This window comes from Streptomyces sp. NPDC040405 (genome assembly GCF_055595765.1).
This window is the reverse complement of record NZ_JBVIVI010000002.1, coordinates 815,362-838,346: the sequence shown is the minus strand read 5'-3', so window position 1 is coordinate 838,346 and position 22,985 is coordinate 815,362. Positions and strand designations below refer to the sequence as shown.

Below are 22,985 nucleotides of genomic sequence, written 5' to 3'. Positions count from 1 at the left end.
CTCACCAGCCCGGCGGCGGGGACGGCGGAGGCGGCGGCGCCGTGGGCGGCGCGGCCGGAGGCGGCGGGGCGTAGCCCGGCGGAGCGGCGGGCGGCGGGGCGTATCCGGCGCCGCCGTAGCCGCCGTAGCTCCCCGTCCCGTACGCCCCCGTCCCGTACGCCGGGGCCGGAGCGTCCGCCTCGCCCCGGCGGGCCAGCGCGATCAGCGCCACCAGCCCCACGATCGCCTCGAAGAACGCGGTCAGCACCGACAGCACGCCGACCGTCGGCAGGTCGTCGATGTGCTCGATGTACTCCAGCTTGCTGTAGAGCGAGATGTCGCTCACCCCGGTCGCCAGCACCAGCACCGCGGCCACCATCCCCAGCGGGCGCGCCAGCGCCGCCCGCCCCAGCGCGGCCGCGGCGGCCACCAGGCACAGCGCGACGAGGGCCCAGGCTTCCCAGGCGGCGGGCGGCGAGAGCAGCGTGACCAGGGTGTGCTTGCCGGTCAGCTGGTACTTGTAGATGTCCCAGTCCGCCTTCTGCGCCCAGTAGATCTGCCAGGCGCCGAAGACGGCCCCCGCCGCCCCCAGGAACAGCGCGCCGGTCACCGCGGCCCCCGGCCCCGGCCGCCCGGGCGGCTGGTCGGCGGGCAGCGCGCCAGGCTCGGCGGGGTAGGCGTCGGCGGGGCGCCGGGCCGCGACGACGGTGGCCAGCAGCAGCGCCCCGAGCACCACCCCGGCCCAGGCGCTCAGCGTGGCCCGCGTCTTGAGGTCGTCGGGGATGCCCTGCATCCAGTCCGCGTTGAGGTTCCACAGGCTCGGCAGCCGCAGGACCAGGGTCACGGCGGCGACCGCACCGAGCGCCCCCGCGGCGGCCGGTGAGCGCAGCGCGGTGATCCCGACCACGACGCAGAGCACGAGCAGGACCAGATCGAAGAGGGACGAGCCGAAGAGGCTCCCCGAGGCCCGGAACGGCATTCCGGACCATGTCCACCACAGATGGCTCGCCTCGTCCGCCTTGTCCAGGTCCCGGACGATCCACGCCAGTGAGATCATTCCGAGCACCGCGCAGACGAGTGCGCCGAAAACACGCGCTCCGCGTGTGAGTATCCGTCCCTGCCCCATAGCCGTAGGTTTCCCCCGCCGCACACCCCGGGCAACCGTCGAGACCCGAAGAAAGCCCAAGAAGTGCGCGGATCGTGACCAACCGGATGCCTTCCGGTCGGAAACGATCACTGTCAAGCACGTCATGACCTCGATCTGCAAAATCTTCGCTCAAGACTCCGAGGCCGGGCACATCCGCCCTTACCCGCCCCTTGACCCGGCTGTGAATCCGTTGCGAAAGTCCGCTCAACCCGCCACGACGCGGGTAGATAAACCGAGTTGGCGCTTTGTGCGACGGGGCGGATCACCATGGGGGGCGCTACGCGATGACGACTCCATCCCAGCTCACCGTGGCCGGGAAGACCCCGCCGGACGGGGACGGCGGGCAGGGCGGCGGACCGGCCGGTTTAGCGCCCCGTCAGCTGATGTGGCGGCGCTTCAAGCGCGACCGGACGGGCGTGATCTCCGCCTGTGTCGTGCTGTTCTTCTTCGCCGTCGCCGTGCTGGCCCCGGTGATCGCCTCGCTGTACGGCAAGGACCCGTACACGACGTACGGCCTCGACCGGCCCGAGCTGCTGGATCCGCTCACCGGCTATCCGACGAAGCCCAACGGCGGCATCGACGGCGAGTTCTGGTTCGGCATCGAGCCCAAGCTCGGCCGGGACGTGCTGACGCAGCTGGTGTACGGCATCCGCACCTCGCTGCTGATCGGGCTGGCCGCGACGCTGCTGTCCACGCTCACCGGCATCGTCGTCGGCGTCGTCGCGGGCTATCTGGGCGGGCGCACGGACTACTTCCTGGGGCGGCTGATCGATCTGCTGCTGTCCTTTCCGCAGCAGCTGTTCTTCGTCGCCTTCATGCCGGTGGTGACCGCGCTGTTCGTCAGCCCGCAGAAGGAGACACCCACCTATTTCCGGGTGACGGCCCTGGTCACCGTGTTGTGGCTGCTGGGCTGGATGCAGCTGGCCCGGCTGCTGCGCGGTCAGGTGCTGTCGCTGCGGGAGCGCGAGTTCGTCGAGGCCGCGAAGGTGACGGGGGCCTCGCCGTGGCGGATCGTCCGCAGGGAGCTGCTGCCCAATCTGGGCACCCCGATCCTGGTGCAGTCCACCCTGATGCTGCCGAACTTCGTGACGACGGAGGCGGCCCTGTCGTTCCTCGGCGTCGGGGTGGTCGAGCCGACCCCCGACTGGGGCCGGATGTTCGCCAAGGGCGCCAACTTCTACGAGGGCGACATCACCTACATGTTCTTCCCCGGCATCGCCATGGTGATCTTCGTCGTCGCCTTCAACCTGCTCGGGGACTCGGTCCGGGACGCCATGGACCCGAAGACCACGCGTTGACCAGCACCACACGGCAGACGCAGAGAACGGCAAGTGTTCCGTCCGACGAGGTCCAGCGAGGCAGGTGCATCGACCACCATGACGTGGAACAGCAGGCGCAGAGCACGCGGTTACGCCGTCGCCCTGGCCGCGGGGGCGCTGGCGCTCTCGGCGTGCAGCAGCGGGGGCGGTTCGGCCCCCGGACAGTCCAGCGAACCGAAGATGAAGGCGCAGGGGATCACCCTGGGCAGCGCCGCCGACTCGACCGGGCCCGCCAAGGAGCTGGCGGGGGCGGAGAAGGGCGGCACGGTCTCGGTGCTCCAGCGCGACGCGTTCGAGCATCTGGACCCCGGCCAGATCTATGTCAGCGATGAGCTGATCATGCAGACCCTCTACAACCGGACGCTGACGAACTACCGGATCGACGACAAGACCGGCAAGGTCAAGCTGGTCGGCGATCTGGCGACCGACACCGGCAAGTCCTCCGACGGCGGCCGGACGTGGACGTACACGCTCAAGGACGGGCTGAAGTTCGAGGACGGCTCGCCGATCACCTCCAAGGACGTCCGGCACGCCGTCGAGCGGCTCTACGCGCCGTATCAGACCAACGGCCCGACGTACCTCCAGCAGTGGCTCTCGGGCGAGGGCCAGAAGTACCGCAAGGCGCTGCCGGACGGCCCGTACAAGGGCAAGCACCTGCCGAAGTCGGTGCTGGACACGCCGGACGAGAAGACGGTCGTCTTCCACTTCGACCAGCCGCGGGCCGAGGTGCCGTTCGCGGTGGCCATGCCCAACATCGGCGCGGTGCCGCCCGCCAAGGACACCAAAGAGAAGTACGACAAGGCGCCGGTGGCCAGCGGCCCGTACAAGATCAAGAACTTTAAGCCGGGCAAGGGCATCCAGTTCGTCAAGAACGACCAGTGGGACCCCAAGACCGATCCGATACGCCATCAGTACGTGAACACCTTCGACGTCTCCTTCGGCCATCAGTGGGTGGATTCCACCCGCCGTCTCGTGGCCGACAAGGGCGCCGACAAGAACGGCATGACCTGGACCAACGCGGTCGACCCCTCGCAGATCTCGGCGGTCCTGAAGAACAAGGACGCGATGGCCCGGTCGATGACCGAGACCCAGCCGTATGTGGACGTCGTCTCGATCAATACCGACCGGGTCAAGAACAAGAAGGTGCGCGAGGCGATCGCATGGGCCTTCCCCAGCGGTCAGTACCTCCAGCAGTTCGGCGGCCCGAAGGGCGGTGAGATCGCGGGCGGCCTGGTCGGCCCGACGCTCAAGGGCTACAACCCCGACTTCGACCCGTTCCAGAAGAAGAAGTACCCCGGCGGCAACGCCAAGAAGGCCAAGGAGCTGCTGAAGGAGGCGGGCGAGGAGGGCTACGAGCTGGTCTACGCGTACGGCAACGGCGACACCCACCAGGACGCCTCGGTCGTCGTCCAGCAGGCCCTGCAGCGGGCCGGGTTCAAGGTCCAGAAGAAGGAGATCGACCAGACCACCTACTACAGCCAGATCGGCAAGGTGGACAACAAGTACGACCTCTACCGGTCCTCCTGGTCCGCCGACTGGCCGTCCGCCTCGACCGTGGTCCCACCGGTCTACGGCGGAGAGAACGTCTACAACGACTCGGCGAACTACAGCCATCTGAACGCCCCGGCGATCAACAAGGAGATCGGCCGGGTCGCCAAGGTCGGCGACCTCGACCGGGCCACCGCGGACTGGATGAAGCTCAGCGAGAAGGTCCTCACCGACCAGGTACCTGCGGTCCCGACCTTCTACAACCGGCTGTTCACCCTCTGGGGGTCCGGCATCGACGGGGTGAAGTGGAACCCGGTCTACGGGGCCGTGGATCCGACGGCCGTCTTCGTCAAGTAGCCACCGGAACCCGGCCGCGCCGCGCGCGTACCGCCGCGGCGCGGCCGGGCCCCGCACCTACCGGAAGATCTCCGACGCCATGTTGAGATTCCTCGCCCGCCGGTCCCTCGGCGCGATCGTGATCCTGCTGCTGATCAGCGCGATCACCTTCTTCCTCTTCTTCGCCCTGCCCGCCGAGCCCGCCCGGCTCGCCTGCGGCAAGAGCTGCGACCCCACCTCGCTCGCGATCATCAACAAGAACCTCGGCCTGGACCAGCCGGTCCCGGTGCAGTACGCGAAGTTCATGGTGGGGATCGTCGCCGGGCGCGACTTCGCGGTCGGGCACTGCTCCGCGCCCTGCTTCGGCTACTCCTTCGTCAGCCAGGAGCCGGTGTGGGGCACCATCGTCGACCGCTTCCCCACCACCCTCTCGCTCGCCATCGGCGGCGCCGCGGTGTTCCTGGTCGGCGGGATCGGCATCGGGATGATCGCGGCCTGGCGGCGCGGCACCTGGATCGACAAGTTCTTCAGCTCGCTGTCGCTGCTGGGCGCGTCCCTGCAGATCTACTTCGTCGGCGTGCTGTGCCTGGCCTGGTTCGTCAGCGGGCTGGGCATCATGGACCAGCCCGCCTACTACCCCTTCACCGACAATCCGGCGAAGTGGTTCAGCGGGATGCTGCTGCCGTGGCTGGTGCTGTCGCTGATCTTCATGGCCAACTACAGCCGGATGACCCGCTCCCAGATGGTCGAGCAGCTCCAGGAGGACCATGTCCGTACGGCCAGGGCCAAGGGGCTGGCCAGCCGGACGGTCTTCTTCCGCTACGCCTGGCGCGGGGCCATCGCCCCCATCGTCACCATCTTCGGCATCGACCTCGGCTCGCTCTTCGGCGGGGCGATGGTCACCGAGTACACCTTCACCCTGCACGGCATCGGGCGGCTCGCCGTGGAGTCCGTCCAGCTGACCGATCTGCCGATGCTGATGGGCGTGATGCTGGTCAGCGCCACGGCCATCGTGGTGTTCAACATCCTCGTCGACGCCGCCTACGCCGTCATCGACCCACGCGTACGCCTCGCTTAGAAGGACGTCGAAGTGACCACCGAATCCTTCCTGTCCGTGACCGACCTGCACGTGCGCTTCGCCACCGAGGACGGCGTCGTCAAGGCCGTGGACGGCCTCTCCTTCGACCTCGAACGCGGCCGGACGCTCGGCATCGTCGGCGAGTCCGGCTCCGGCAAGTCGGTCACCAACCTCACCGTGCTCGGCCTCCACGACCCGCGCGTCACCACGGTCACCGGCGAGATCCGGCTCGACGGGCAGCAGCTGACCGGCGCGCCCGAACGCACCCTGGAGCGGCTGCGCGGCAACACGATGGCGATGATCTTCCAGGATCCGCTGACCGCCCTCTCGCCGTACTACACGGTCGGCCGCCAGATCGCCGAGCCGTACCGCAAGCACACCGGCGCCTCCAAGCGGGACGCCCGGCTGCGCGCCATCGAGATGCTGGAGAAGGTCGGCATCCCCAACCCGGGGCTGCGGGTGGACGACTATCCGCACCAGTTCTCCGGCGGGATGCGGCAGCGCGCCATGATCGCCATGGCGCTGGTCTGCGACCCCGATCTGCTGATCGCCGACGAGCCGACCACCGCACTCGACGTGACCGTCCAGGCCCAGATCCTGGACCTCCTGAAGGAGCTCCAGCAGGAGTTCGGCTCCGCGATCATCCTGATCACCCACGATCTGGGCGTGGTCGCCAACACCGCCGACGACCTGCTGGTGATGTACGCGGGCCGGGCCGTCGAGCGCGGTACGGTCCGCGAGGTGCTGCGGGCGCCCCAGCACCCGTACACCTGGGGGCTGCTGGGCTCCATGCCCCGGCTGTCCTCCGCCCTCGACGAACCGCTCAGCCCCATCCCCGGCACCCCGCCGAGCCTCCTCGCCCCGCCGCCCGGCTGCCCCTTCCACCCGCGGTGCGGGTACGTCTCGCAGGTGGACGGTGACCGCTGCCGGGGGACGCGGCCCGCGCTCCCGGACGGCCGGGGCGCCGCCTGCCATCTGGGCGCCGAGCGGACGCGGACCCTCTACCTCGAGCAGATCAAGCCCCGGCTGGGCTAAGGAGCCGTACAGATGACCATCGAGCCGAGCACGCCGGGGGAATCCGAACCCCTCCTGGTCGCCGAGAAGCTGACCAAGCATTTCCCGATCATGGGCGGCTTCCCGTTCCGGCGGAAGGTGGGCGCCGTCCAGGCCGTCGACGGCATCGACCTGACCGTCCACGCGGGGGAAAGCTTCGGGCTGGTCGGCGAGTCCGGCTGCGGCAAGTCCACCACCGGGCGGCTGCTGACCCGGCTGCTGGAGCCCACCGCCGGGCGGATCACCTACCGGGGGCGGGACATCACCCACGCGGACCGCAAACAGCTCGCACCGGTCCGCTCCGAGATCCAGATGATCTTCCAGGATCCGTACTCCTCGCTGAACCCCCGGCAGACCGTCGGCACCATCATCTCCGGGCCGATGGAGATCAACGGCATCCGCCCGCCCGGCGGCCGCGAGGCCCGGGTGCGGGAGCTGCTGGAGACCGTCGGCCTCAACCCCGAGCACTACAACCGCTTCCCGCACGAGTTCTCCGGCGGCCAGCGCCAGCGCATCGGGGTCGCCCGCGCCCTCGCCCTCGAACCCCGGCTGATCGTCGCCGACGAGCCGGTCTCGGCGCTCGACGTCTCGATCCAGGCCCAGGTCGTCAACCTGCTCCAGCACCTCCAGCGCGAGCTGGGCATCGCGTTCCTCTTCATCGCCCACGACCTCGCCGTCGTACGGCACTTCTCGCAGCGCGTCGCGGTCATGTACCTCGGGAAGATCGTCGAGGTCGGCGACCGCGACTCCCTCTACCGCCGCCCCCGCCACCCGTACACCCATGCCCTGCTGTCCGCCGTCCCGGACGCGGCGGTGGTGATGGCCGATGACGACGCCCCCGGCTCGGGCCGCGAACGCATCCGGCTCGCCGGTGACGTCCCCTCCCCCATCGCCCCGCCCTCCGGCTGCCGCTTCCGCACCCGCTGCTGGAAGGCCCAGGACGTCTGCGCCCAGCAGGACCCCCCGCTGCTGCGCATCGAGGGCAACCGCGAGGGCCACCTGTCCGCCTGCCACTTCCCCGAGGACCCGACCACCGAGGCCCGAACCCAGGACATCGTCCTGGACCCGGCGCTGTCGTAGGGAGTGCCCAAAGCCGGATTTCCCTACAACTGCGAGCGGGCGCCGTTGAGTTGGTTGACCTGAACATGAGGCCGCGCATCTAATGAGCAGCCCGCTGCGGGACGTATGCGGGGCGGCTTTGAGGAATGCGGTGGGAAGTTTGACTGTCCACAAGCACGACGCGTCCAGCGCGGCCGGCGGTGTGGGAGACGCGGCCGCGGTGGCGGAGCCCGCCACGCAGGAGGCCCCGTCCGTCCCCGACTCCTCCGGCTCGGCCACCACCGCCCCCAGGGAGGCCGAGGCCGCGCCTGTACAGGCAGACAAGAGTGCCGACCCCATCCCGGCTCCGGCTGAGGAGGCTTCCCGTGCCTCCCGCACCGAAGAGCACGAAGGCGCGAGCGTCGCGGAAGCCGCAGCCGTGGGCGGGTCGGGGCCGCCCACCGCGACATCGGGCCCAGCGGCGCCGCCGGGCGGTCCTCGGCGGCCGGTGCTCGCGGGGGCCGCGATAGTCGGAGCGTTATTGCTGGCCGTGCCACTGCTGGTGGTGGCAGGGAAGTTCGGCTCCTCGGAAGAGAACGCCAAGGGCGACTCGGACGCGGCGACGAGGGTGCTCGAACGCGAAGGCGGGCGTTCCGGGGTGTACGAGGCGGCCTCCCCGGAACCCGGCCAGACCCCCCAGAAGAAGCCGAAGTCCAAGGGGCCCGGGGAGAACGCGCCGTCCCGTGCGGCCCGGCCCCCGCTCCCGTCGCCGACCGCGAAGTCCGCCACGCCGACCGCTACCGCACGCAAGCCGTCCCCTGGGGCGACGTCCGCGAAGCCCGAGCAAAAGAAGAGCGTCGCGCGGAGCGCGGGAGACGCCTCCTGGGGACCGAACAGCGAGCTGTGCACCGGTGCGAGCTGGGCCTCGCACAACGGGCGCAACCAACTGCGGATGCAACAGGACGGCAACCTGGTCCTGTACTGGGACGAGCAGGCCGTCTGGTCCGCCCCGGACGCCCTGGGCCGCGGCAACTGCGCCAGCTTGCAGACCGACGGAAACTTCGTGCTCTACGACCGTGACCACAACGCGGTCTGGGCGACGGGGAGGGATCTGCACGCCACCCGCGTAAAGATCCAGGACGACGGCAACTTCTGCCTGTACAACGACGCGGGCGCCCCAGTGTGGGCGAGCAACACCCCGCGCTGATCCCGAGCCGCCCTCTCTTACTCCTGGATCACAGCGAACAGCCGGGGTGCGTGGTCGTTGACCTTTCACACGCGCCGCCAAGGCCGCGGAGTTCGACCACCTCACGCCGTAGCCACACGCGGCGACCTCGCCCCGTTTGACGATGGACCGTCACGGGCATCTGCCTGACGGTCAGTCATACATGGGCGGGGGGGCGCCATGACGCCTGGCAGAGGGTGGCGGCACTGGGCCGGGTGGCTGGTGTGGCTGCTGCCCGTGGGGCTGGTCGTCGGCATGGTCGCCTGGGGAGAGGAACTGGTCGGGGCCGCGCTGCGGCTCGCGGCGGAACCCTTGATCAAGAAGTTCGTACCGCACGGCACGGAGCCGCGCGATTCGCAGCCCACGGCCGACACGAGCCCGAGCGCCGGGCCGCTGGTCGCGGTGGACGTCACGCCCCACCTCGACAGCGGTTGCGGCACGGGCGGCGGGTGGGTCTTCCCGGTACCGGCAGCCCGGCTGGCCGACTACGTACCCGGCGGGCGACCCCGCCGGGACGGGACGACCTGGGACCGGGACCCGTACGCCTTCGGGGGCGCGGCACCGAACACCCTCAGGCTCGGCCTCCAGATGTCGGGTCGGGAAGGCCGCACGATCGTCCTCAAGGACTTCACCGTGGACGTAGTCAAGCGCGCCAAGCCCATGAAAGGCACGGTGCTCGACCCCCGGCTGGTCAGCCAGAGGTGCGGTGGAGGCGGCGCATCTCCGCTCCGTCGGGTCCCGGGCACCGAGCGCGGGAACGGCGTCCGGACGAGCCCTCTGGCCTTCCCGTACAAGGTGACGTCCGCCTCTCCCCTCAGGCTCGAAATCGACGTATCGACACCACGCTGTGCGTGCACCTGGACCGGTCGGCTCGACTGGTCGGACGGCACCACTTCCGGCACCGCGACGATCACGGACAGGGGGCGCCCCTTCCGCACCACCCCGGCCGACGGACTGCCCGTCTACCGGTGGGACGGCACAGCATGGCGCGTCGGAAAAAGGCCCTGACCGGCCCCGAGCCGCACACGCGCTGGTGGGCCGCCGGGGACGTACGGCCGGTGGTGGGCCATCGCTTCACCCTGGACATATGCCCCACGTAGCCTGTCCCCGTGCCAGCCTCCCGCCTGCGTCGCGTCGCCGTTCTCGTGCTCGACGGCGCCAAACCGCTCGACGTCGGCATTCCCGCGCAGGTGTTCACGACCCGGGCGAGCATGCCGTACGAGGTGCGGGTGTGCGGTGCGGCGCCCGGGCTCGTGACCGGGGGTGACGGGCTGTCGTACCACGTCGCCCAGGGGCTCGACGCGCTCGTGTGGGCCGACATCGTGTTCATCCCCGGCTACCGGTTCCCGGACCGCGACGATCCGCCGGAGGCCGTCGTGGACGCGCTGATCGCCGCCCACGGCCGGGGCGCGCGGCTCGCCGCCATCTCGACCGGGGCCTTCGCCCTCGCCGCCACGGGTCTGCTCGACGGCAGGCGCGCCACGACGCACTGGCATTACACACGGGCGCTGGCCGCGAAGCACCCCCTCGTCCAGGTCGACGAGAACGTTCTGTTCGTGGACGAGGGCAGCGTGCTGACGTCGGCCGGTGCGGCCTCGGGGATCGACCTGTGTCTGCATATTCTCCGCGGCGACCTCGGGGTGGCCGCGTCCAACCACGCGGCCCGGCGCCTGGTCGCGGCCCCGTACCGCAGCGGCGGCCAGGCGCAGTACGTGCCGCGCAGCGTGCCCGAGCCGCTGGGTGAGCGGTTCGCCGCGACCCGCGAGTGGGCGCTGCACCGGCTCGGCGAACCCCTCAGCCTCGAAACCCTCGCCCAGCACGCGGCCGTCTCGGCGCGCACCTTCTCGCGGCGCTTCGCCGAGGACACCGGATACACGCCGATGCAGTGGGTCATGCGCGCCCGCATCGACCTCGCCCGTGAGCTGCTCGAACGGTCCGAGCGCAGCGTCGAGCAGATCGCGAACGACGTGGGGCTCGGCACCGGCGCGAATCTGCGCATGCACTTCCAGCACATCCTGGGGACCACGCCGACCGAATACCGGCGCACGTTCACGCGGGGCGAGTAGCGGTCCAGCGCATGGCGCGATCCTTGCGAACCGTGGCGCTCACGCCACGGTCACCGCCGGATCCCGCACGCGAGGCTGGTGACGAGCCCAAGACGAGCCGCAGAGACACCAAGGGGTATTCATGACTCGCGTCGCCATCAACGGATTCGGCCGCATCGGACGCAATGTGCTGCGCGCCCTGCTCGAACGCGACACCGACCTGGAGATCGTCGCCGTCAACGACCTCACCGAGCCCGCCACCCTCGCCCGGCTCCTCGCCTACGACTCCACATCCGGCCGGCTCGGCCGCCCGGTGACCGTCGACGGCGACACCCTCGTCGTCGACGGCCGCCGCATCAAGGTGCTCGCCGAGCGCGACCCGGCGCAGCTCCCCTGGGCCGAACTCGGCGTCGACGTCGCGCTGGAGTCCACCGGCCGCTTCACCTCCGCCAAGGCCGCCCGCGCCCACCTCGACGCGGGTGCGCGGAAGGTCCTCGTCAGCGCACCGTCGGACGGCGCGGACGTCACGCTCGCCTACGGGGTGAACACCGACGCGTACGACCCGCAGCTGCACACGGTCGTCTCGAACGCCTCCTGCACCACCAACGCGCTCGCGCCGCTGGCCTCGGTCCTCGACGAACTCGCCGGTATCGAGCACGGCTTCATGACCACGGTGCACGCCTACACCCAGGAGCAGAACCTCCAGGACGGCCCGCACCGTGACGCCCGCCGCGCCCGCGCCGCCGGAGTCAACATCGTGCCGACCACGACGGGCGCCGCCAAGGCGATCGGTCAGGTGCTGCCGAACCTCGACGGCAAGCTGTCGGGCGACTCGATCCGCGTGCCGGTTCCGGTGGGCTCGATCGTCGAGCTGAACACCACCGTCGCCCGCGACGTCACCCGGGAGGACGTGCTGGCGGCCTACCGCACCGCGGCGGAGGGCCCGCTGGCCGGTGTCCTGGAGTACTCCGAGGACCCGCTCGTCTCGTCCGACATCACGGGCAACCCGGCTTCGTCCATCTTCGACTCGGCCCTCACCCGCGTCGACGGCCGCCACATCAAGGTGGTCGCCTGGTACGACAACGAGTGGGGCTTCTCGAACCGCGTGATCGACACCCTCGCGCTCCTCGCCGCCCGCTGACCGGCGGCGTCGGCCATCAGCTGAACCGCGAGAAGACATGGGCGCGGCCCACGACGGTGAAGCCCCGGCGGGCGTACCACTGGCGCGGCCAGTCCTCGCCGTCGGCCACCAGGAACCGCAGGGCGCAGCCCGCGGCCGACGCGCGCCGCAGGGCGCCGGACAGCACGGCGTCGGCGTACCCCCGGCGCCGTGCGTGCTCGGCGGTGGCCACCTCCTCGATCTGGGCGATGCCGTCGGCGGGTTCCAGATAGAGGTCGGCCCAGGCGGCGACGTCGCCGCCCTCGTCGTGCACGGCCAGGAACCGTACGTCCTCGGCCCCGTTGCGCCGGGCGGCCCGCCGCCCCACCAGCTGACGCACCGTCTCCTCGTCGGCGTCGGGCATCCACCGCCGCTGCTGGTTCGCCAGCGCCCGCCACAGCGGCCCGTACGGATCCGGGCCGAGGTCCAGCTCCACGACCTCGCGCCCCGGCTCCGGCACCGGTCCGGTGTACGTCATCACCAGCTCGACCGCGTGCACGTACCCCGCCAGGGTCAGCGCGGGCGCGCAGGCGAGCCCGAGCCGGTCGTCGTGGACGGTGATCCGGCGGTGCGGCAGCCCCGCCATGGCCGCGTCCGCGGCGGCCGGTAGCTCCGTCGGCTCGACGGGCCCGTCGATGTGGATCTCGTTGTGCTCGTGCGAGCGCGCGAACTGCTCGTGCCGCACCAGAAAGCCGCCCGGCACCGGCCTGACCTCGGTGGACTGCCGCCGGGCGAAAAGCAGCCGGAAGTCGGTGGCGCGCTGAAGATCGTAGGGTCGTGACATGGCTGTTTTCCCGCCTCCGGTCTATCAGGAGTACTACACCCGCACACCCTTTCAGCTCTTCTCGGGCGTCGGCTGGAGGCGGCTGGTGGCCTTCCGCGCCGATGAGCAAGGCGTCGTCCTGGGCGGCCCCCCGATCCGGTACCGCGAGTTCACCGTCACCGTGCCGTGGCGGGACACCGACGTCCTCGGTCTCTTCTGAGGTCAGACGGCGGCCCGCTCCTCCGGGAAGTGGCACGCCGACGGGTGCGCCGCCGCGCCCTTCAGACCGGCGGGTACGGCCAGCGGCGGGGCCTCCGCCGCGCAGCGGGGCTCAGCCTTCCAGCAGCGGGTGCGGAAGCGGCAGCCGGTGGGCGGGTCGGCCGGGGAGGGGACGTCGCCGGTCAGCAGGATGCGGCCGTGGGCGCGGGCCTCGGGGTCGGGGACCGGGACGGCGGACAGCAGGGCCTGGGTGTACGGGTGCGTCGGGTGGTCGTAGATCTCGGTGCCGGTGCCGGTCTCGGCGAACCGGCCCAGGTACATCACGGCGACCCGGTCGCTGATGTGCCGGACCACCGACAGGTCGTGGGCGATGAAGACGTACGCGAGGCCGAACTCGTCCTGGAGGCGTTCCAGCAGGTTGACCACCTGGGCCTGCACCGAGACGTCCAGCGCCGACACCGGCTCGTCCGCGACGATGACCTCGGGGCGCAGGGCCAGGCCGCGGGCGATGCCGATGCGCTGGCGCTGGCCGCCGGAGAACTGGTGCGGATAGCGGTTGATGTGCTCGGGGTTCAGGCCGACGACGTCCAGCAGGCCCTGGACCGCGCGGCGGCGGTCGCTCTTGGGGGCGGCCTCGGGGTGGATCTCGTACGGCTCCCCCACGATGTCCCCGACCGTCATCCGGGGGTTGAGCGAGGTGTACGGGTCCTGGAAGACCATCTGGATGTTGCGGCGGACATGGGTGAGGGCGCGCGCGGACAGCCGCGCGATGTCCTCGCCCCGGTAGCGGATCGTTCCGGCGGTCGGCCGCTCCAGGCCGACCAGCAGCCGGGCGAGGGTGGACTTGCCGCAGCCGGACTCGCCGACGATGCCGAGGGTCTCGCCGCGCCGCAGGTCGAAGGAGACCGTGTCGACCGCCCGGACCGCGCCGGTCGCCCGCTTGACCACCACGCCCCGGGTCAGCGGGTAGAGCTTGGCGAGGCCGCGTACTTCGAGGACGGGCGGGGCCGGGTCAGCCGCCGAGGGGGCCGACGGTACCGGCGGTGCCGAGGGGGTCGAGGGGGTCGAGGCCATGCAGCTCCTCCTTCCAGAAGTGGCAGGCGCTGGCCCGCCCTTGGGCCCCGGCGCCGGACACCTCGTACAGCGGCGGCCGGTCGGTGCGGCAGATGTCGCGGGCGCGCGGGCAGCGGGGGCTGAACGGGCAGCCCGGCGGAAGCGCGAGCGGACTGGGCGGCAGCCCCTTGATCGCGTACAGCTCGCCGCCGCGCTGGTCCACGCGCGGGATGGAGTCGAGCAGGCCGCGGGTGTACGGGTGGGCGGGGCTCCGGTACAGGTCGCGCACCGGCGCGGTCTCCACGATCCGGCCCGCGTACATCACGGCGATGGTGTCGGCGACGTCCGCGACCACGCCCAGGTCGTGGGTGATGAGGATGAGCCCCATGCCGTACTCGCGGCGCAACTCCGCCAGCAGATCCATGACCTGGGCCTGGACCGTGACGTCGAGCGCGGTGGTCGGCTCGTCGGCGATGATCAGCTCCGGCTCCAGGGCGATCGCCATGGCGATCATGATGCGCTGGCGCATCCCGCCCGAGAACTGGTGCGGATAGTCCCCGGCCCGCGCCGCCGCGGCCGGGATGCGGACCCGGTCCATCAGCCCGACGGCCCGCGCCCGGGCGTCCTTGCGCGACATACCGCGGTGCACCTGGTACATCTCGGCGAGCTGGGCGCCCACCGGGATCACCGGGTTGAGGGCGGACAGCGCGTCCTGGAAGATCATCGCCATCTTGGCGCCGCGGATCCGGCGGCGCTCCTCGCCGCTCAGGGCCAGCAGATCGCGCCCCTGGAAGAAGACCTTGCCGCCGGTGACGAAGGCGGGCGGGGAGTCGAGGATGCCCATGATCGCCTGGGCGGTCACGGACTTCCCCGACCCCGACTCGCCCAGCACGGCCAGCGTGCGCCCCGCGTCGACGGCGTAGCTCACCCCGCCGACGGCCTCGGCGACGCCGTCCCGGGTGCGGAAGGCGACGCGCAGGTCCCGTACGTCCAGCAGGCGGGCCACGGCTAGCGCAGCTTCGGGTCGAGGGCGTCGCGCACCGCGTCGCCGAGCATGATGAACGCGAGCACGGTGAGGCTGAGCGCCGCCGCGGGCCACAGCAGCATGTGCGGGGCGTTGCGGATCTGGGTGGACGCGGACGAGATGTCGATGCCCCAGGAGACGGTGGGCGGCTTCAGCCCCACGCCGAGGAACGACAGGGTCGCCTCCAGCGCGATGTACGTGCCGAGCGCGATGGTCGCGACGACGATCACGGGGGCGACGGCGTTGGGCGCGATGTGCCGCAGCAGCATCCGGCCGTTGCCCGCCCCGAGGGTGCGCGCCGCCAGGACGTAGTCCTGCTGTTTGACGGTCACGACCGAGCCGCGGGCGATACGGGAGATCTGCGGCCAGCCCAGCAGCACGATGAAGCCGACCACCGGCCACACCGAACCGCTGGTGACCACCGACAGGAACACAAGCCCGCCGAGCAGGATCGGGATGCCGAAGAAGACGTCGGCGATCCGCGAGAGCAGCCCGTCCCACCAGCCGCCGAAGAACCCGGCGAGGCCGCCCAGCACGCTGCCGAGCAGCGCCGCGCCCGCGGTGGCGCAGATGCCGACGGTGATGGAGGCGCGGGCGCCGTAGACGGTGCGGGTGTAGACGTCCCGGCCCTGGAGGTCGAAGCCGAAGGGGTGGCCGGGGGCCGGTCCGTCCTGCGCCTTGGCCAGGTTGCCCTGGTACGGATTGCCGTCCGCGATCAGCTGCGGCCAGACCGCGACGGTGACGAGGAAGAGGATGACCAGCGCGGAGACGACGAAGACGGGGTTGCGGCGCAGATCGTGCCAGGCGTCGGACCACAGCCCGCGGTTGCCGGGGGCCGGGCCGCCCCCCGAGGCGGCGGCCGGGCGGCGCGCGGCGCGGCTCAGGCGCAGCCGCGGGAGGGGGCGGCGCCACGGTCGGCTCCGCGGCCCGGCGTCCAGGGTCGCGGTGCCGGTGGCGGCGAGATCCACCGGTCGGTCGGATGGCGTATCAGATCGCGCCTCAAGGGGCTCAGAAGGCTCAGGCATACCGGATCCTCGGGTCGAGCACGGCGTAGAGGAGGTCGACGAGCAGATTGGCGAGCAGGAAGACGATCACCAGGATGGTGACGAAGCCGACCACGGTCGGCGAGTTCTGGCGCAGGATGCCCTGGTAGAGCTGGTAGCCCACGCCATGGATGTTGAAGATCCGCTCGGTGACGATGGCCCCGCCCATGAGCGCGCCGATGTCGGTGCCGATGAAGGTCACCACCGGGATCAGCGAGGTGCGCAGCAGATGCCGGACGACGATCCGGCGGCGCGGCAGCCCCTTGGCGACGGCGGTACGGACGTAGTCGGCGTGGGCGTTCTCGACGAGCGAGGTGCGGGTGAGGCGGGTGGTGTACGCGAGGGACACCAGCCCCAGCACCACCCCGGGCAGCAGCAGTTCGGTGAACGGCGCCTCGGGGGCGACGGACGGCCGGGCCCAGCCCCACCGCACGCCGAACACGTACTGGAGCACGGTGCCGCTGACGAACGTCGGGATGGACACCACGACCAGGGTGAGCAGCAGCACCGAGGTGTCCAGGCCCCGGCCCCGGCGCAGTCCGCTGAGCACGCCGAGGGTGATGCCGAGCGCCATCTCGAAGACGACGGCGACGATGGTGAGCCGCAGGGTGACGGGGAAGGCACCGGCCATCAGCTCGGTGACGGGCTGTCCGTTGAAGGCGGTGCCGAAGTGGCCGCCGAAGACCTGCCCCATGTAGTGGAGGTACTGGCTCCACAGCGGTTCGTCGAGGTAGAGGTCCTTGCGGATGCGGGCCGCGGTGGCGGGGTCGGGCGCCTTGTCGCCGAACAGGGCGGCGACCGGGTCGCCGAGCGCGTAGACCATGAAGAAGATCAGGAACGTGGCGCCGAGGAAGACCGGGATCATCTGCAGCAGCCGCCGCAGCACATAGCGGCCCATGGCTCAGCCGACCCTGATCTGGTGGTAGACGGGGACGCTGAACTGGTTCAGCGTCACCTCGCTGAGCCGGGACGCGTAGCCCGCGCTGCCGTTCTGGTACCACAGCGGGATGGCGGGCATCTGCCGGGCGAGGATCTTCTCGGCGCTCTGGAAGGCGGTGACGGCGGCCGTGTCGGCGGGGGCGGCGTTGGCCTGGTTCACCAGCCGGTCGAAGCCGGTGTCGCTCCAGTGGCCGTCGTTGGAGGAGGCGTCGGTGTAGTACAGCGGCTGCAGGAAGTTCTGGATCAGCGGGTAGTCCATCTGCCAGCCCGCCCGGAACGGGCCGGTCATCCGCTTCCCGGCCATCTTGTTGCGGTAGTCGGCGAAGGTGCCGACCGGTTTGCCGACGCACGCCCGGTCGCTGCGCAGCACGGTGTTGACGCTGTTGCAGACGGCGTCGACCCAGTCCTTGTGGGAGCCGGTGTCGGCGTTGTACGTGATCGTCATCCGGCCGCCGGGCAGCCCGCCGCCCTCCCGGATCAGCTTCCGCGCCCGGTCCGGGTCGTAGGAGCAGGCGTCCCCGCACAGCCCCGGCTGATAGCCGCCCTGGCGGCGCAGCACCGGGGAGGTCCAGTCGGTGGCGGGGGTGCGGGTGCCGCGGAAGATCCGGTCGGTGATCTGCGCGCGGTTGATCGCCATGGAGATGCCGCGGCGCAGCTTCGCGTGGGCGGGCCCGCTCCACGCCCGGTCGTACATGGGGAAGGTGAGGGTCTGGATGATCCCGGCGGGCTGGTTGAGGTAGCGGTTGCCGAGGTCGGAGCGGACGAACTTCAGCTGCTGGGCCGGGACGTCGTCGACCAGATCGAGATTGCCCGCCTGGAGATCGGTGTAGGCGGTGTTGCTGTCGGTGTAGACACGGAGGTCGACCCCTTTGTTACGGGCCTTGTCGGGACCGGCGTAACCGTCCCAGGCGCGCAGCTTCATGACCGAGCCCTTGTCGTACGACCGCACCTGGTAGGGGCCGTTGCCGACGGGCTTCTTCAGCCAGGCCGCGTGGTTCTCGAAGAAGGCCCGGGGCAGCGGCGCGTAGGCGTTGTAGCCGAGCGTCTTGGGCCAGGAGGAGAACTTCTGGGTGAGCCGGACGGTGAAGGTCCGCTCCCCCGTCACCCGCAGCCCGGAGAGGGTGCGGGCGGTGGGGCGGCCGGTGGTGGGGTGGACCTTGTCGTACCCGTCGATGTACTCGAAGAAGTAGGCGTTGCGCTGCTTGTTGTCGAGCAGGGCCCCGTAATTCCAGGCGTCCACGAAGGACTTCGCGGTGACCTTCTCCCCGTTGCCGAACCGCCGCCCCTTCTTGATGGTGACGGTGTACGTGCGCTGGTCGGCGGTGGTGATCCGGTCCGCGAGCGCGTCCTTGGCCTCACCGGTCGCCGGGTCGTACCGCTTGAGCCCCCGGAAGATCATGTCGAGGACCTTGCCGCCCTGGACGTCGTTGGTGTTGGCGGGCTCCAGCGGGTTCGGCGGATCGCCCCAGGAGGAGCGGACGATGCCCTCGGCCGAGCCGGAGTCGCCGCCGCAGCCCGCGACGGCCGGGACGGCGGCCACGCAGAGGGCGCACACCAGGCACCGCACCCGCATGACGTGCTGGGCTCCGCGCATGGCGCCTCCCGAGGACCCGGACCAAGATCCGTCTTAGGCCCTCATCACACCCCAGGGCGAGGTGGTGCGCACGCCGGTGACCGCTGTCCGTGGCAGCGGCGCCATTGGTGAAGCGCGAGCCGAGCGGTACGTCCCGCGCTCGGCAAGCGCTTTCTATGCCACTGTGGCCTATCGCTCCCCGCGATTCAAGCGTCTGTTCCAAATCTTTAATCGATTCAACGCCGGGTTCGGCGGGCCGTGCCGGGGAGACGGCGGAGGGCGCCCGGCCAGTGGCCGGGCGCCCTCCGTCGAGCGTGCCGCGGGCTACGCGTGCACCACGTCCTTCTCCTCCGCGAAGTGGCACGCCGACTCGTGCGCCGCCCGCGAATCCGTACCGGCGAAGCGCTCGGGGATGGCGAGCAGCGGCACCTCCTTGGCGCACTTGTCCTCCGCCTTCCAGCAGCGGGTGCGGAAGCGGCAGCCCGAGGGCGGGTTGGCCGGGGAGGGGACGTCGCCGGTGAGGATGATGCGCTCCCGGCCCTCCCGCGACTCCGGGTCGGGGACCGGGACGGCGGACAGCAGGGCCTGGGTGTACGGATGCGTCGGGTGGTCGTAGATCTCGGTGTCGGTGCCGATCTCGGCCATCTTGCCCAGGTACATCACGCCGACCCGGTCGGAGATGTGGCGGACGATGGAAAGGTCGTGGGCGATGAAGATGTAGGACAGGTTGAACTCGTCCTGCAGCTTCTCCATCAGGTTGATGACCTGCGCCTGCACCGACACGTCCAGCGCCGAGACCGGCTCGTCGCAGATGATGATCTCCGGGTTGAGCGCGAGGCCGCGGGCGATGCCGATGCGCTGGCGCTGACCGCCGGAGAACTGGTGCGGATAGCGGTTGAGGTACTCGGGGTTGAGGCCGACGACGTCCAGCAGCTCCTGGACCTTGCGGCGGCGGTCGCCCTTGGGTGCGGCCTCGGGGTGGATCTCGTACGGCTCGCCGATGATGTCGCCCACCGTCATCCGGGGGTTGAGCGAGGTGTACGGGTCCTGGAAGACCATCTGGATGTTGCGGCGGACGGCCCGCAGGGCGCGGCCGGACAGCTTGGTGATGTCCTGGCCCTTGTAGAACACCTCGCCTGCGGTGGCGGTCTCCAGCGTCATCAGCAGCTTGGCGACGGTGGACTTGCCGCAGCCGGACTCGCCGACGATGCCGAGCGTCTCGCCCTGGTAGAGGTCGAAGGAGACGCCGTCGACCGCCTTGACCGCGCCGACCTGCTTCTTGAAGAGGATGCCCTGGGTCAGCGGGAAGTGCTTGACCAGGTTGCGCACCTGGAGGATCGGCTCCCCGCGGTCGACATGTGCGTCGAGGGCGGCCACGGCCTCGTCCTCGTTCGCGGCGTCGACCGTCGTCACCTCGGAGACGTTGGGCGTCGCGTCCGCCGCCTCCGCGGCCTTGGTGACGTCCACGGCCTTGTCGCTCTTCTCCGGCTTCTCCGGCTCAGCCATGGATGGTCTCCTTCCAGAAGTGGCACGCACTGCCGCGGCCCGGCAGTGCGGTGCCATCCTGCTCGGCGACCTCGGCCAGCGCCGGGACCTCGGTGGTGCAGATGTCCTGGGCCTTCGGGCAGCGCGGGTTGAAGGCGCAGCCGGTGGGGATCTTGAGCAGGTTGGGCGGCAGCCCCTTGATCGCGTACAGCTCCTGGCCCTTGTGGTCCAGCCGCGGGATCGAGTCGAGCAGTCCCTTGGTGTACGGGTGGGCGGGGCGCTTGTACAGCTCGTGCACGGGCGCGGTCTCCACGATCCGGCCCGCGTACATCACCGCGATCTTGTCGGCGACGTCCGCGACCACGCCCAGGTCATGGGTGATCAGGATCAGGCCCATGTTGTACTCGCGCTGAAGCTCCGCGAGCAGGTCCATCACCTGGGCCTGCACGGTCACGTCGAGCGCGGTGGTCGGCTCGTCGGCGATGATCAGGTCCGGCTCCAGGGCCAGCGCCATGGCGATCATGATGCGCTGGCGCATACCGCCGGAGAACTGGTGCGGGTAGTCGCCCACCCGCTCCTTGGCGGCGGGGATGCGGACCCGCTCCATCAGCTCGATGGCCTTGGCCTTGGCTTCCTTCTTGGACAGCCCCTGATGGACCCGGAACATCTCGCCGAGCTGGTAGCCGACGGAGAGCACCGGGTTCAGCGCGGAGAGCGCGTCCTGGAAGATCATGGCGATCCGGCGGCCGCGGATCTTGCGGCGCTCCTCCGGGGCCATGGTGAGCATGTCCTCGCCGCGGAAGAGGATCTGGCCCTGCGGGATCTTGCCGGGCGGCATGTCCAGGATGCCCATGATGGCCTGGGCGGTCACGGACTTGCCGGAGCCGGACTCGCCGAGCACGGCCAGCGTCTCGCCCGCGCTCACGGAGTAGTTGACTCCGTTGACGGCCTTGGCGATGCCTTCCCGGGTGTGGAACTCCACGTGCAGATCGCGGACTTCCAGCAGCGGGCCGCCGTCGTCCTCGACGCGCGCGGAGGGTTCCGCGCCGGTCTTCTCGATGGTGGTCACGTACGCCTCCCTCAGCGCAGCTTGGGGTCGAAGGCGTCGCGCACCGCGTCGCCGAGCAGGATGAACGACAGCACGGTCAGGCTCAGGAAGGTGGCCGGGACGAGCAGCACGTGCGGGGCGTCCCGCAGTACGTTCTGCGCGTCCGAGATGTCCACGCCCCACGAGACCGTCGACTGCAGGCCGATACCAAGGTACGACAGGGTGGCCTCGGCGGAGACGAAGCCACCGAGCGCGATGGTCGCCACGACGATCACCGGGGCGAGCGCGTTCGGCAGGATGTGCCGGAGCAGGATGCGGGTGGTGCCCGCGCCGAGCGCCCGGGCCGCCGTCACGAAGTCGGCCTGCTTCTGGGTGATGACCGCGCCGCGCATCACGCGGGCGAGCGGCATCCAGCCGAAGGTGGCGAGGGCCAGCACCACGGTCCAGATGGTGCGGTGGGTGAACGCCTGCAGCAGCACCATGCCGCCGAGCAGCAGCGGGATGCCGAAGAAGATGTCGGTGAGCCGGGAGAGCAGGGTGTCTATCCAGCCGCCGAAGTATCCGGCGAACATGCCGATCAGACCGCCGACCAGGGTGACCCCGAGGGTCACGCAGACGCCGATGATGACCGAGGCGCGGGCGCCGTAGATCGTCCGGGCGTAGACGCTCTGGCCCTGGCCGTTGTAGCCGAACCAGTCCGGCTGGAAGAAGTGCCCCCACTCCGGCTTGCCGAGGTAGTGGTTGCGCAGATCGGCGTGGCCCGGGTCGGTGCTGGTGAACACGCTGGGCAGAGCCGCCATCAGCAGGAAGAGCACGAGCAGCGCGGCGGAGACCCAGAAGATGGGGTTGCGGCTCAGTTCGCGCCAGGCGTCCTGGCCGAGGCTGCGCGCCTTGGTGATCTCGCTGCCGCCCGGAATTGGCGCTGCGGCTGCCGCCGATACAGGGCCGGCCTCGGAGGTCTGAATTGGGTTAAGCATAGCGAATCCTCGGGTCCAGGACTGCGTACAACAGGTCGACGACCAGGCTGCTCACCAGATAGACGAGGACGAGCACGGTCACGATGCCGACGACGGTGGGACCCTCACTGGTCTGGATCGCCCGGAAGAGGGTGTTGCCCACGCCCTGGATGTTGAAGATGCCCTCGGTGACGATCGCGCCGCCCATCAGGGTGCCGAGGTCGGTGCCGAGGAACGTCACGACAGGGATGAGCGAGTTGCGCATCAGATGGACGCCGATGATCCGGCGCCGCGGCAGCCCCTTGGCGAGGGCGGTGCGCATGTAGTCGGCGCGCAGGTTCTCCACGACGGTGGTCCGGGTCAGCCGGGACACATACGCGAGCGAGAGGGCGCCCAGCACGATGGCCGGTGCCAGCAGCTGCTGGACGTCCATGGAGTCCTGGACGGTCGGCGTGATGACCTTCCATTTGAGGCCGAACAGGAACACGGTGACGAAGCCGATCACGAACACCGGGATCGAGGTCACGATCAGGGTGAACACCAGCACGAACCGGTCCAGGAACTTGCCGCGCATCAGGCCGGTCACCACACCGAGGCTGACGCCGATGACGATCTCGATGGCGAACGCCAGAAGCGCGAGCCGGATGGTCACCGGGAAGGCGTCGGCCATCAGGTCGGCGACCGGGCGGCCGGTGAAGCTCTGCCCGAAGTCGCCCCGGAACAGTCCGGTGATGTAGTCCCAGTACTGGGTCAGCAGCGGCTTGTCGAGGCCGAATTGATGGCGCAGTCTCTCGACCGTGGCGGGGTCGGATGCCCGCTGGCCGAAGAGCGCCTTGACGGGATCGCCGGGCAGCGAATACACCATCAAGAAGATGAGCAGTGTGGTCCCGATGAAGACCGGGATCATCTGGAGCAGTCGCCTCGCGACGTATCGCCCCATGGGTGTCCTCCTGTCGCCGACGCGCCCGGCGACCGCCCGTCCACGAGGGACGGACGGTCACCGGGACCGCGTCAC

Annotated in this window: 21 protein-coding genes; 10 read left to right on the top strand and 11 right to left on the bottom strand. The window is 70.4% G+C overall.

Annotated features, from left to right (window positions below; all coding sequences use genetic code 11):
- Position 1: 1 nt before the first annotated feature.
- Entirely contained in the window at positions 2-1,036 is a 1,035-nt protein-coding gene (locus ACZ59A_RS11125) for a hypothetical protein (RefSeq protein WP_470956501.1), read from the bottom strand.
- Positions 1,037-1,410: 374 nt separating this feature from the next.
- On the opposite strand from ACZ59A_RS11125, the gene ACZ59A_RS11120 reads away from it, so the two are divergent.
- The 9 genes from ACZ59A_RS11120 (at position 1,411) to gap (ending at position 11,849) form a co-directional block, all read left to right on the top strand.
- Entirely contained in the window at positions 1,411-2,424 is a 1,014-nt protein-coding gene (locus ACZ59A_RS11120; RefSeq protein ID WP_470956498.1) for an ABC transporter permease, read from the top strand.
- Between the two features lie 78 nt (positions 2,425-2,502).
- Positions 2,503-4,290 carry an ABC transporter substrate-binding protein gene (locus tag ACZ59A_RS11115; protein ID WP_470956495.1) on the top strand — a complete coding sequence of 596 codons (1,788 nt, stop codon included), beginning with the start codon at positions 2,503-2,505 and terminating at the stop codon, positions 4,288-4,290.
- 79 nt (positions 4,291-4,369) lie between these two features.
- Positions 4,370-5,347: an ABC transporter permease gene (locus ACZ59A_RS11110; RefSeq protein WP_470956492.1), complete on the top strand. Its 978-nt coding sequence runs from the start codon at positions 4,370-4,372 to the stop codon at positions 5,345-5,347.
- Between the two features lie 12 nt (positions 5,348-5,359).
- Positions 5,360-6,382: an ABC transporter ATP-binding protein gene (locus ACZ59A_RS11105; protein ID WP_470956489.1), complete on the top strand. Its 1,023-nt coding sequence runs from the start codon at positions 5,360-5,362 to the stop codon at positions 6,380-6,382.
- Between the two features lie 12 nt (positions 6,383-6,394).
- A complete protein-coding gene (locus ACZ59A_RS11100; RefSeq protein WP_470956487.1) occupies positions 6,395-7,480 on the top strand; it encodes an ABC transporter ATP-binding protein in 1,086 nt (361 codons plus the stop codon).
- Positions 7,481-7,610: 130 nt separating this feature from the next.
- On the top strand, positions 7,611-8,645 hold the full coding sequence (locus ACZ59A_RS11095) for a hypothetical protein (protein ID WP_470956484.1): 1,035 nt from the start codon (positions 7,611-7,613) through the stop codon (positions 8,643-8,645).
- A 198-nt stretch (positions 8,646-8,843) separates the two neighbouring features.
- Complete coding sequence (locus tag ACZ59A_RS11090; RefSeq protein ID WP_470956481.1) at positions 8,844-9,671, top strand: hypothetical protein; 828 nt, start codon at positions 8,844-8,846, stop codon at positions 9,669-9,671.
- A gap of 101 nt (positions 9,672-9,772) precedes the next feature.
- The gene (locus ACZ59A_RS11085; protein ID WP_470956478.1) at positions 9,773-10,729 is read left to right on the top strand and encodes a GlxA family transcriptional regulator; all 957 of its coding nucleotides are present in this window, start codon (positions 9,773-9,775) and stop codon (positions 10,727-10,729) included.
- A 121-nt stretch (positions 10,730-10,850) separates the two neighbouring features.
- Positions 10,851-11,849, top strand: coding sequence for a type I glyceraldehyde-3-phosphate dehydrogenase (gap, locus tag ACZ59A_RS11080; protein WP_470956475.1), 999 nt, complete (start codon positions 10,851-10,853; stop codon positions 11,847-11,849).
- A 16-nt stretch (positions 11,850-11,865) separates the two neighbouring features.
- On the opposite strand, the gene ACZ59A_RS11075 is transcribed toward gap, so the two are convergent.
- Positions 11,866-12,651 (bottom strand): GNAT family N-acetyltransferase, encoded by a 786-nt coding sequence (locus ACZ59A_RS11075; RefSeq protein WP_470956472.1) that lies wholly within the window; start codon positions 12,649-12,651, stop codon positions 11,866-11,868.
- Here ACZ59A_RS11075 and ACZ59A_RS11070 point away from each other — a divergent pair.
- Entirely contained in the window at positions 12,650-12,850 is a 201-nt protein-coding gene (locus ACZ59A_RS11070) for a hypothetical protein (RefSeq protein ID WP_470956469.1), read from the top strand. The two genes, ACZ59A_RS11075 and ACZ59A_RS11070, sit on opposite strands and share 2 nt — an antisense overlap.
- A 2-nt stretch (positions 12,851-12,852) precedes the next feature.
- Here ACZ59A_RS11070 and ACZ59A_RS11065 read toward each other — a convergent pair whose 3' ends face one another.
- The 9 genes from ACZ59A_RS11065 to ACZ59A_RS11025 all read right to left on the bottom strand — a co-directional run bounded on the left by ACZ59A_RS11065 (position 12,853) and on the right by ACZ59A_RS11025 (position 22,910).
- Entirely contained in the window at positions 12,853-13,923 is a 1,071-nt protein-coding gene (locus ACZ59A_RS11065; RefSeq protein ID WP_470956466.1) for an ABC transporter ATP-binding protein, read from the bottom strand.
- Entirely contained in the window at positions 13,862-14,908 is a 1,047-nt protein-coding gene (locus ACZ59A_RS11060) for an ABC transporter ATP-binding protein (protein WP_470956463.1), read from the bottom strand. The genes ACZ59A_RS11065 and ACZ59A_RS11060 overlap by 62 nt, the downstream gene beginning before the upstream one ends.
- A 2-nt stretch (positions 14,909-14,910) precedes the next feature.
- The gene (locus tag ACZ59A_RS11055; RefSeq protein ID WP_470956460.1) at positions 14,911-15,951 is read right to left on the bottom strand and encodes an ABC transporter permease; all 1,041 of its coding nucleotides are present in this window, start codon (positions 15,949-15,951) and stop codon (positions 14,911-14,913) included.
- On the bottom strand, positions 15,944-16,867 hold the full coding sequence (locus ACZ59A_RS11050; RefSeq protein ID WP_468051383.1) for an ABC transporter permease: 924 nt from the start codon (positions 16,865-16,867) through the stop codon (positions 15,944-15,946). Before ACZ59A_RS11050 ends, ACZ59A_RS11055 begins: the two co-directional genes overlap by 8 nt.
- Before the next feature lie 3 nt (positions 16,868-16,870).
- Positions 16,871-18,502 carry a peptide ABC transporter substrate-binding protein gene (locus ACZ59A_RS11045; protein WP_470956457.1) on the bottom strand — a complete coding sequence of 544 codons (1,632 nt, stop codon included), beginning with the start codon at positions 18,500-18,502 and terminating at the stop codon, positions 16,871-16,873.
- Positions 18,503-18,805: 303 nt separating this feature from the next.
- Positions 18,806-19,987, bottom strand: coding sequence for an ABC transporter ATP-binding protein (locus ACZ59A_RS11040; RefSeq protein WP_470956454.1), 1,182 nt, complete (start codon positions 19,985-19,987; stop codon positions 18,806-18,808).
- Positions 19,980-21,035, bottom strand: coding sequence for an ABC transporter ATP-binding protein (locus ACZ59A_RS11035; RefSeq protein ID WP_468051372.1), 1,056 nt, complete (start codon positions 21,033-21,035; stop codon positions 19,980-19,982). The genes ACZ59A_RS11040 and ACZ59A_RS11035 overlap by 8 nt, the downstream gene beginning before the upstream one ends.
- 11 nt (positions 21,036-21,046) lie before the next feature.
- The gene (locus ACZ59A_RS11030; RefSeq protein WP_470956451.1) at positions 21,047-21,991 is read right to left on the bottom strand and encodes an ABC transporter permease; all 945 of its coding nucleotides are present in this window, start codon (positions 21,989-21,991) and stop codon (positions 21,047-21,049) included.
- Entirely contained in the window at positions 21,984-22,910 is a 927-nt protein-coding gene (locus ACZ59A_RS11025) for an ABC transporter permease (RefSeq protein WP_470956448.1), read from the bottom strand. The genes ACZ59A_RS11030 and ACZ59A_RS11025 overlap by 8 nt, the downstream gene beginning before the upstream one ends.
- Positions 22,911-22,985 lie beyond the last annotated feature (75 nt).

Coding starts and splice junctions, on each gene's coding strand:
- ACZ59A_RS11125 (WP_470956501.1), bottom strand. CDS start 1,036: ATGATCTCACTGGCGTGGATCGTCCGGGACCTGGACAAGGCGGACGAG.
- ACZ59A_RS11120 (WP_470956498.1), top strand. CDS start 1,411: ATGACGACTCCATCCCAGCTCACCGTGGCCGGGAAGACCCCGCCGGAC.
- ACZ59A_RS11115 (WP_470956495.1), top strand. CDS start 2,503: ATGACGTGGAACAGCAGGCGCAGAGCACGCGGTTACGCCGTCGCCCTG.
- ACZ59A_RS11110 (WP_470956492.1), top strand. CDS start 4,370: ATGTTGAGATTCCTCGCCCGCCGGTCCCTCGGCGCGATCGTGATCCTG.
- ACZ59A_RS11100 (WP_470956487.1), top strand. CDS start 6,395: ATGACCATCGAGCCGAGCACGCCGGGGGAATCCGAACCCCTCCTGGTC.
- ACZ59A_RS11090 (WP_470956481.1), top strand. CDS start 8,844: ATGACGCCTGGCAGAGGGTGGCGGCACTGGGCCGGGTGGCTGGTGTGG.
- gap (WP_470956475.1), top strand. CDS start 10,851: ATGACTCGCGTCGCCATCAACGGATTCGGCCGCATCGGACGCAATGTG.
- ACZ59A_RS11070 (WP_470956469.1), top strand. CDS start 12,650: ATGGCTGTTTTCCCGCCTCCGGTCTATCAGGAGTACTACACCCGCACA.
- ACZ59A_RS11075 (WP_470956472.1), bottom strand. CDS start 12,651: ATGTCACGACCCTACGATCTTCAGCGCGCCACCGACTTCCGGCTGCTT.
- ACZ59A_RS11065 (WP_470956466.1), bottom strand. CDS start 13,923: ATGGCCTCGACCCCCTCGACCCCCTCGGCACCGCCGGTACCGTCGGCC.
- ACZ59A_RS11055 (WP_470956460.1), bottom strand. CDS start 15,951: ATGCCTGAGCCTTCTGAGCCCCTTGAGGCGCGATCTGATACGCCATCC.
- ACZ59A_RS11050 (WP_468051383.1), bottom strand. CDS start 16,867: ATGGGCCGCTATGTGCTGCGGCGGCTGCTGCAGATGATCCCGGTCTTC.
- ACZ59A_RS11045 (WP_470956457.1), bottom strand. CDS start 18,502: ATGCGCGGAGCCCAGCACGTCATGCGGGTGCGGTGCCTGGTGTGCGCC.
- ACZ59A_RS11040 (WP_470956454.1), bottom strand. CDS start 19,987: ATGGCTGAGCCGGAGAAGCCGGAGAAGAGCGACAAGGCCGTGGACGTC.
- ACZ59A_RS11030 (WP_470956451.1), bottom strand. CDS start 21,991: ATGCTTAACCCAATTCAGACCTCCGAGGCCGGCCCTGTATCGGCGGCA.
- ACZ59A_RS11025 (WP_470956448.1), bottom strand. CDS start 22,910: ATGGGGCGATACGTCGCGAGGCGACTGCTCCAGATGATCCCGGTCTTC.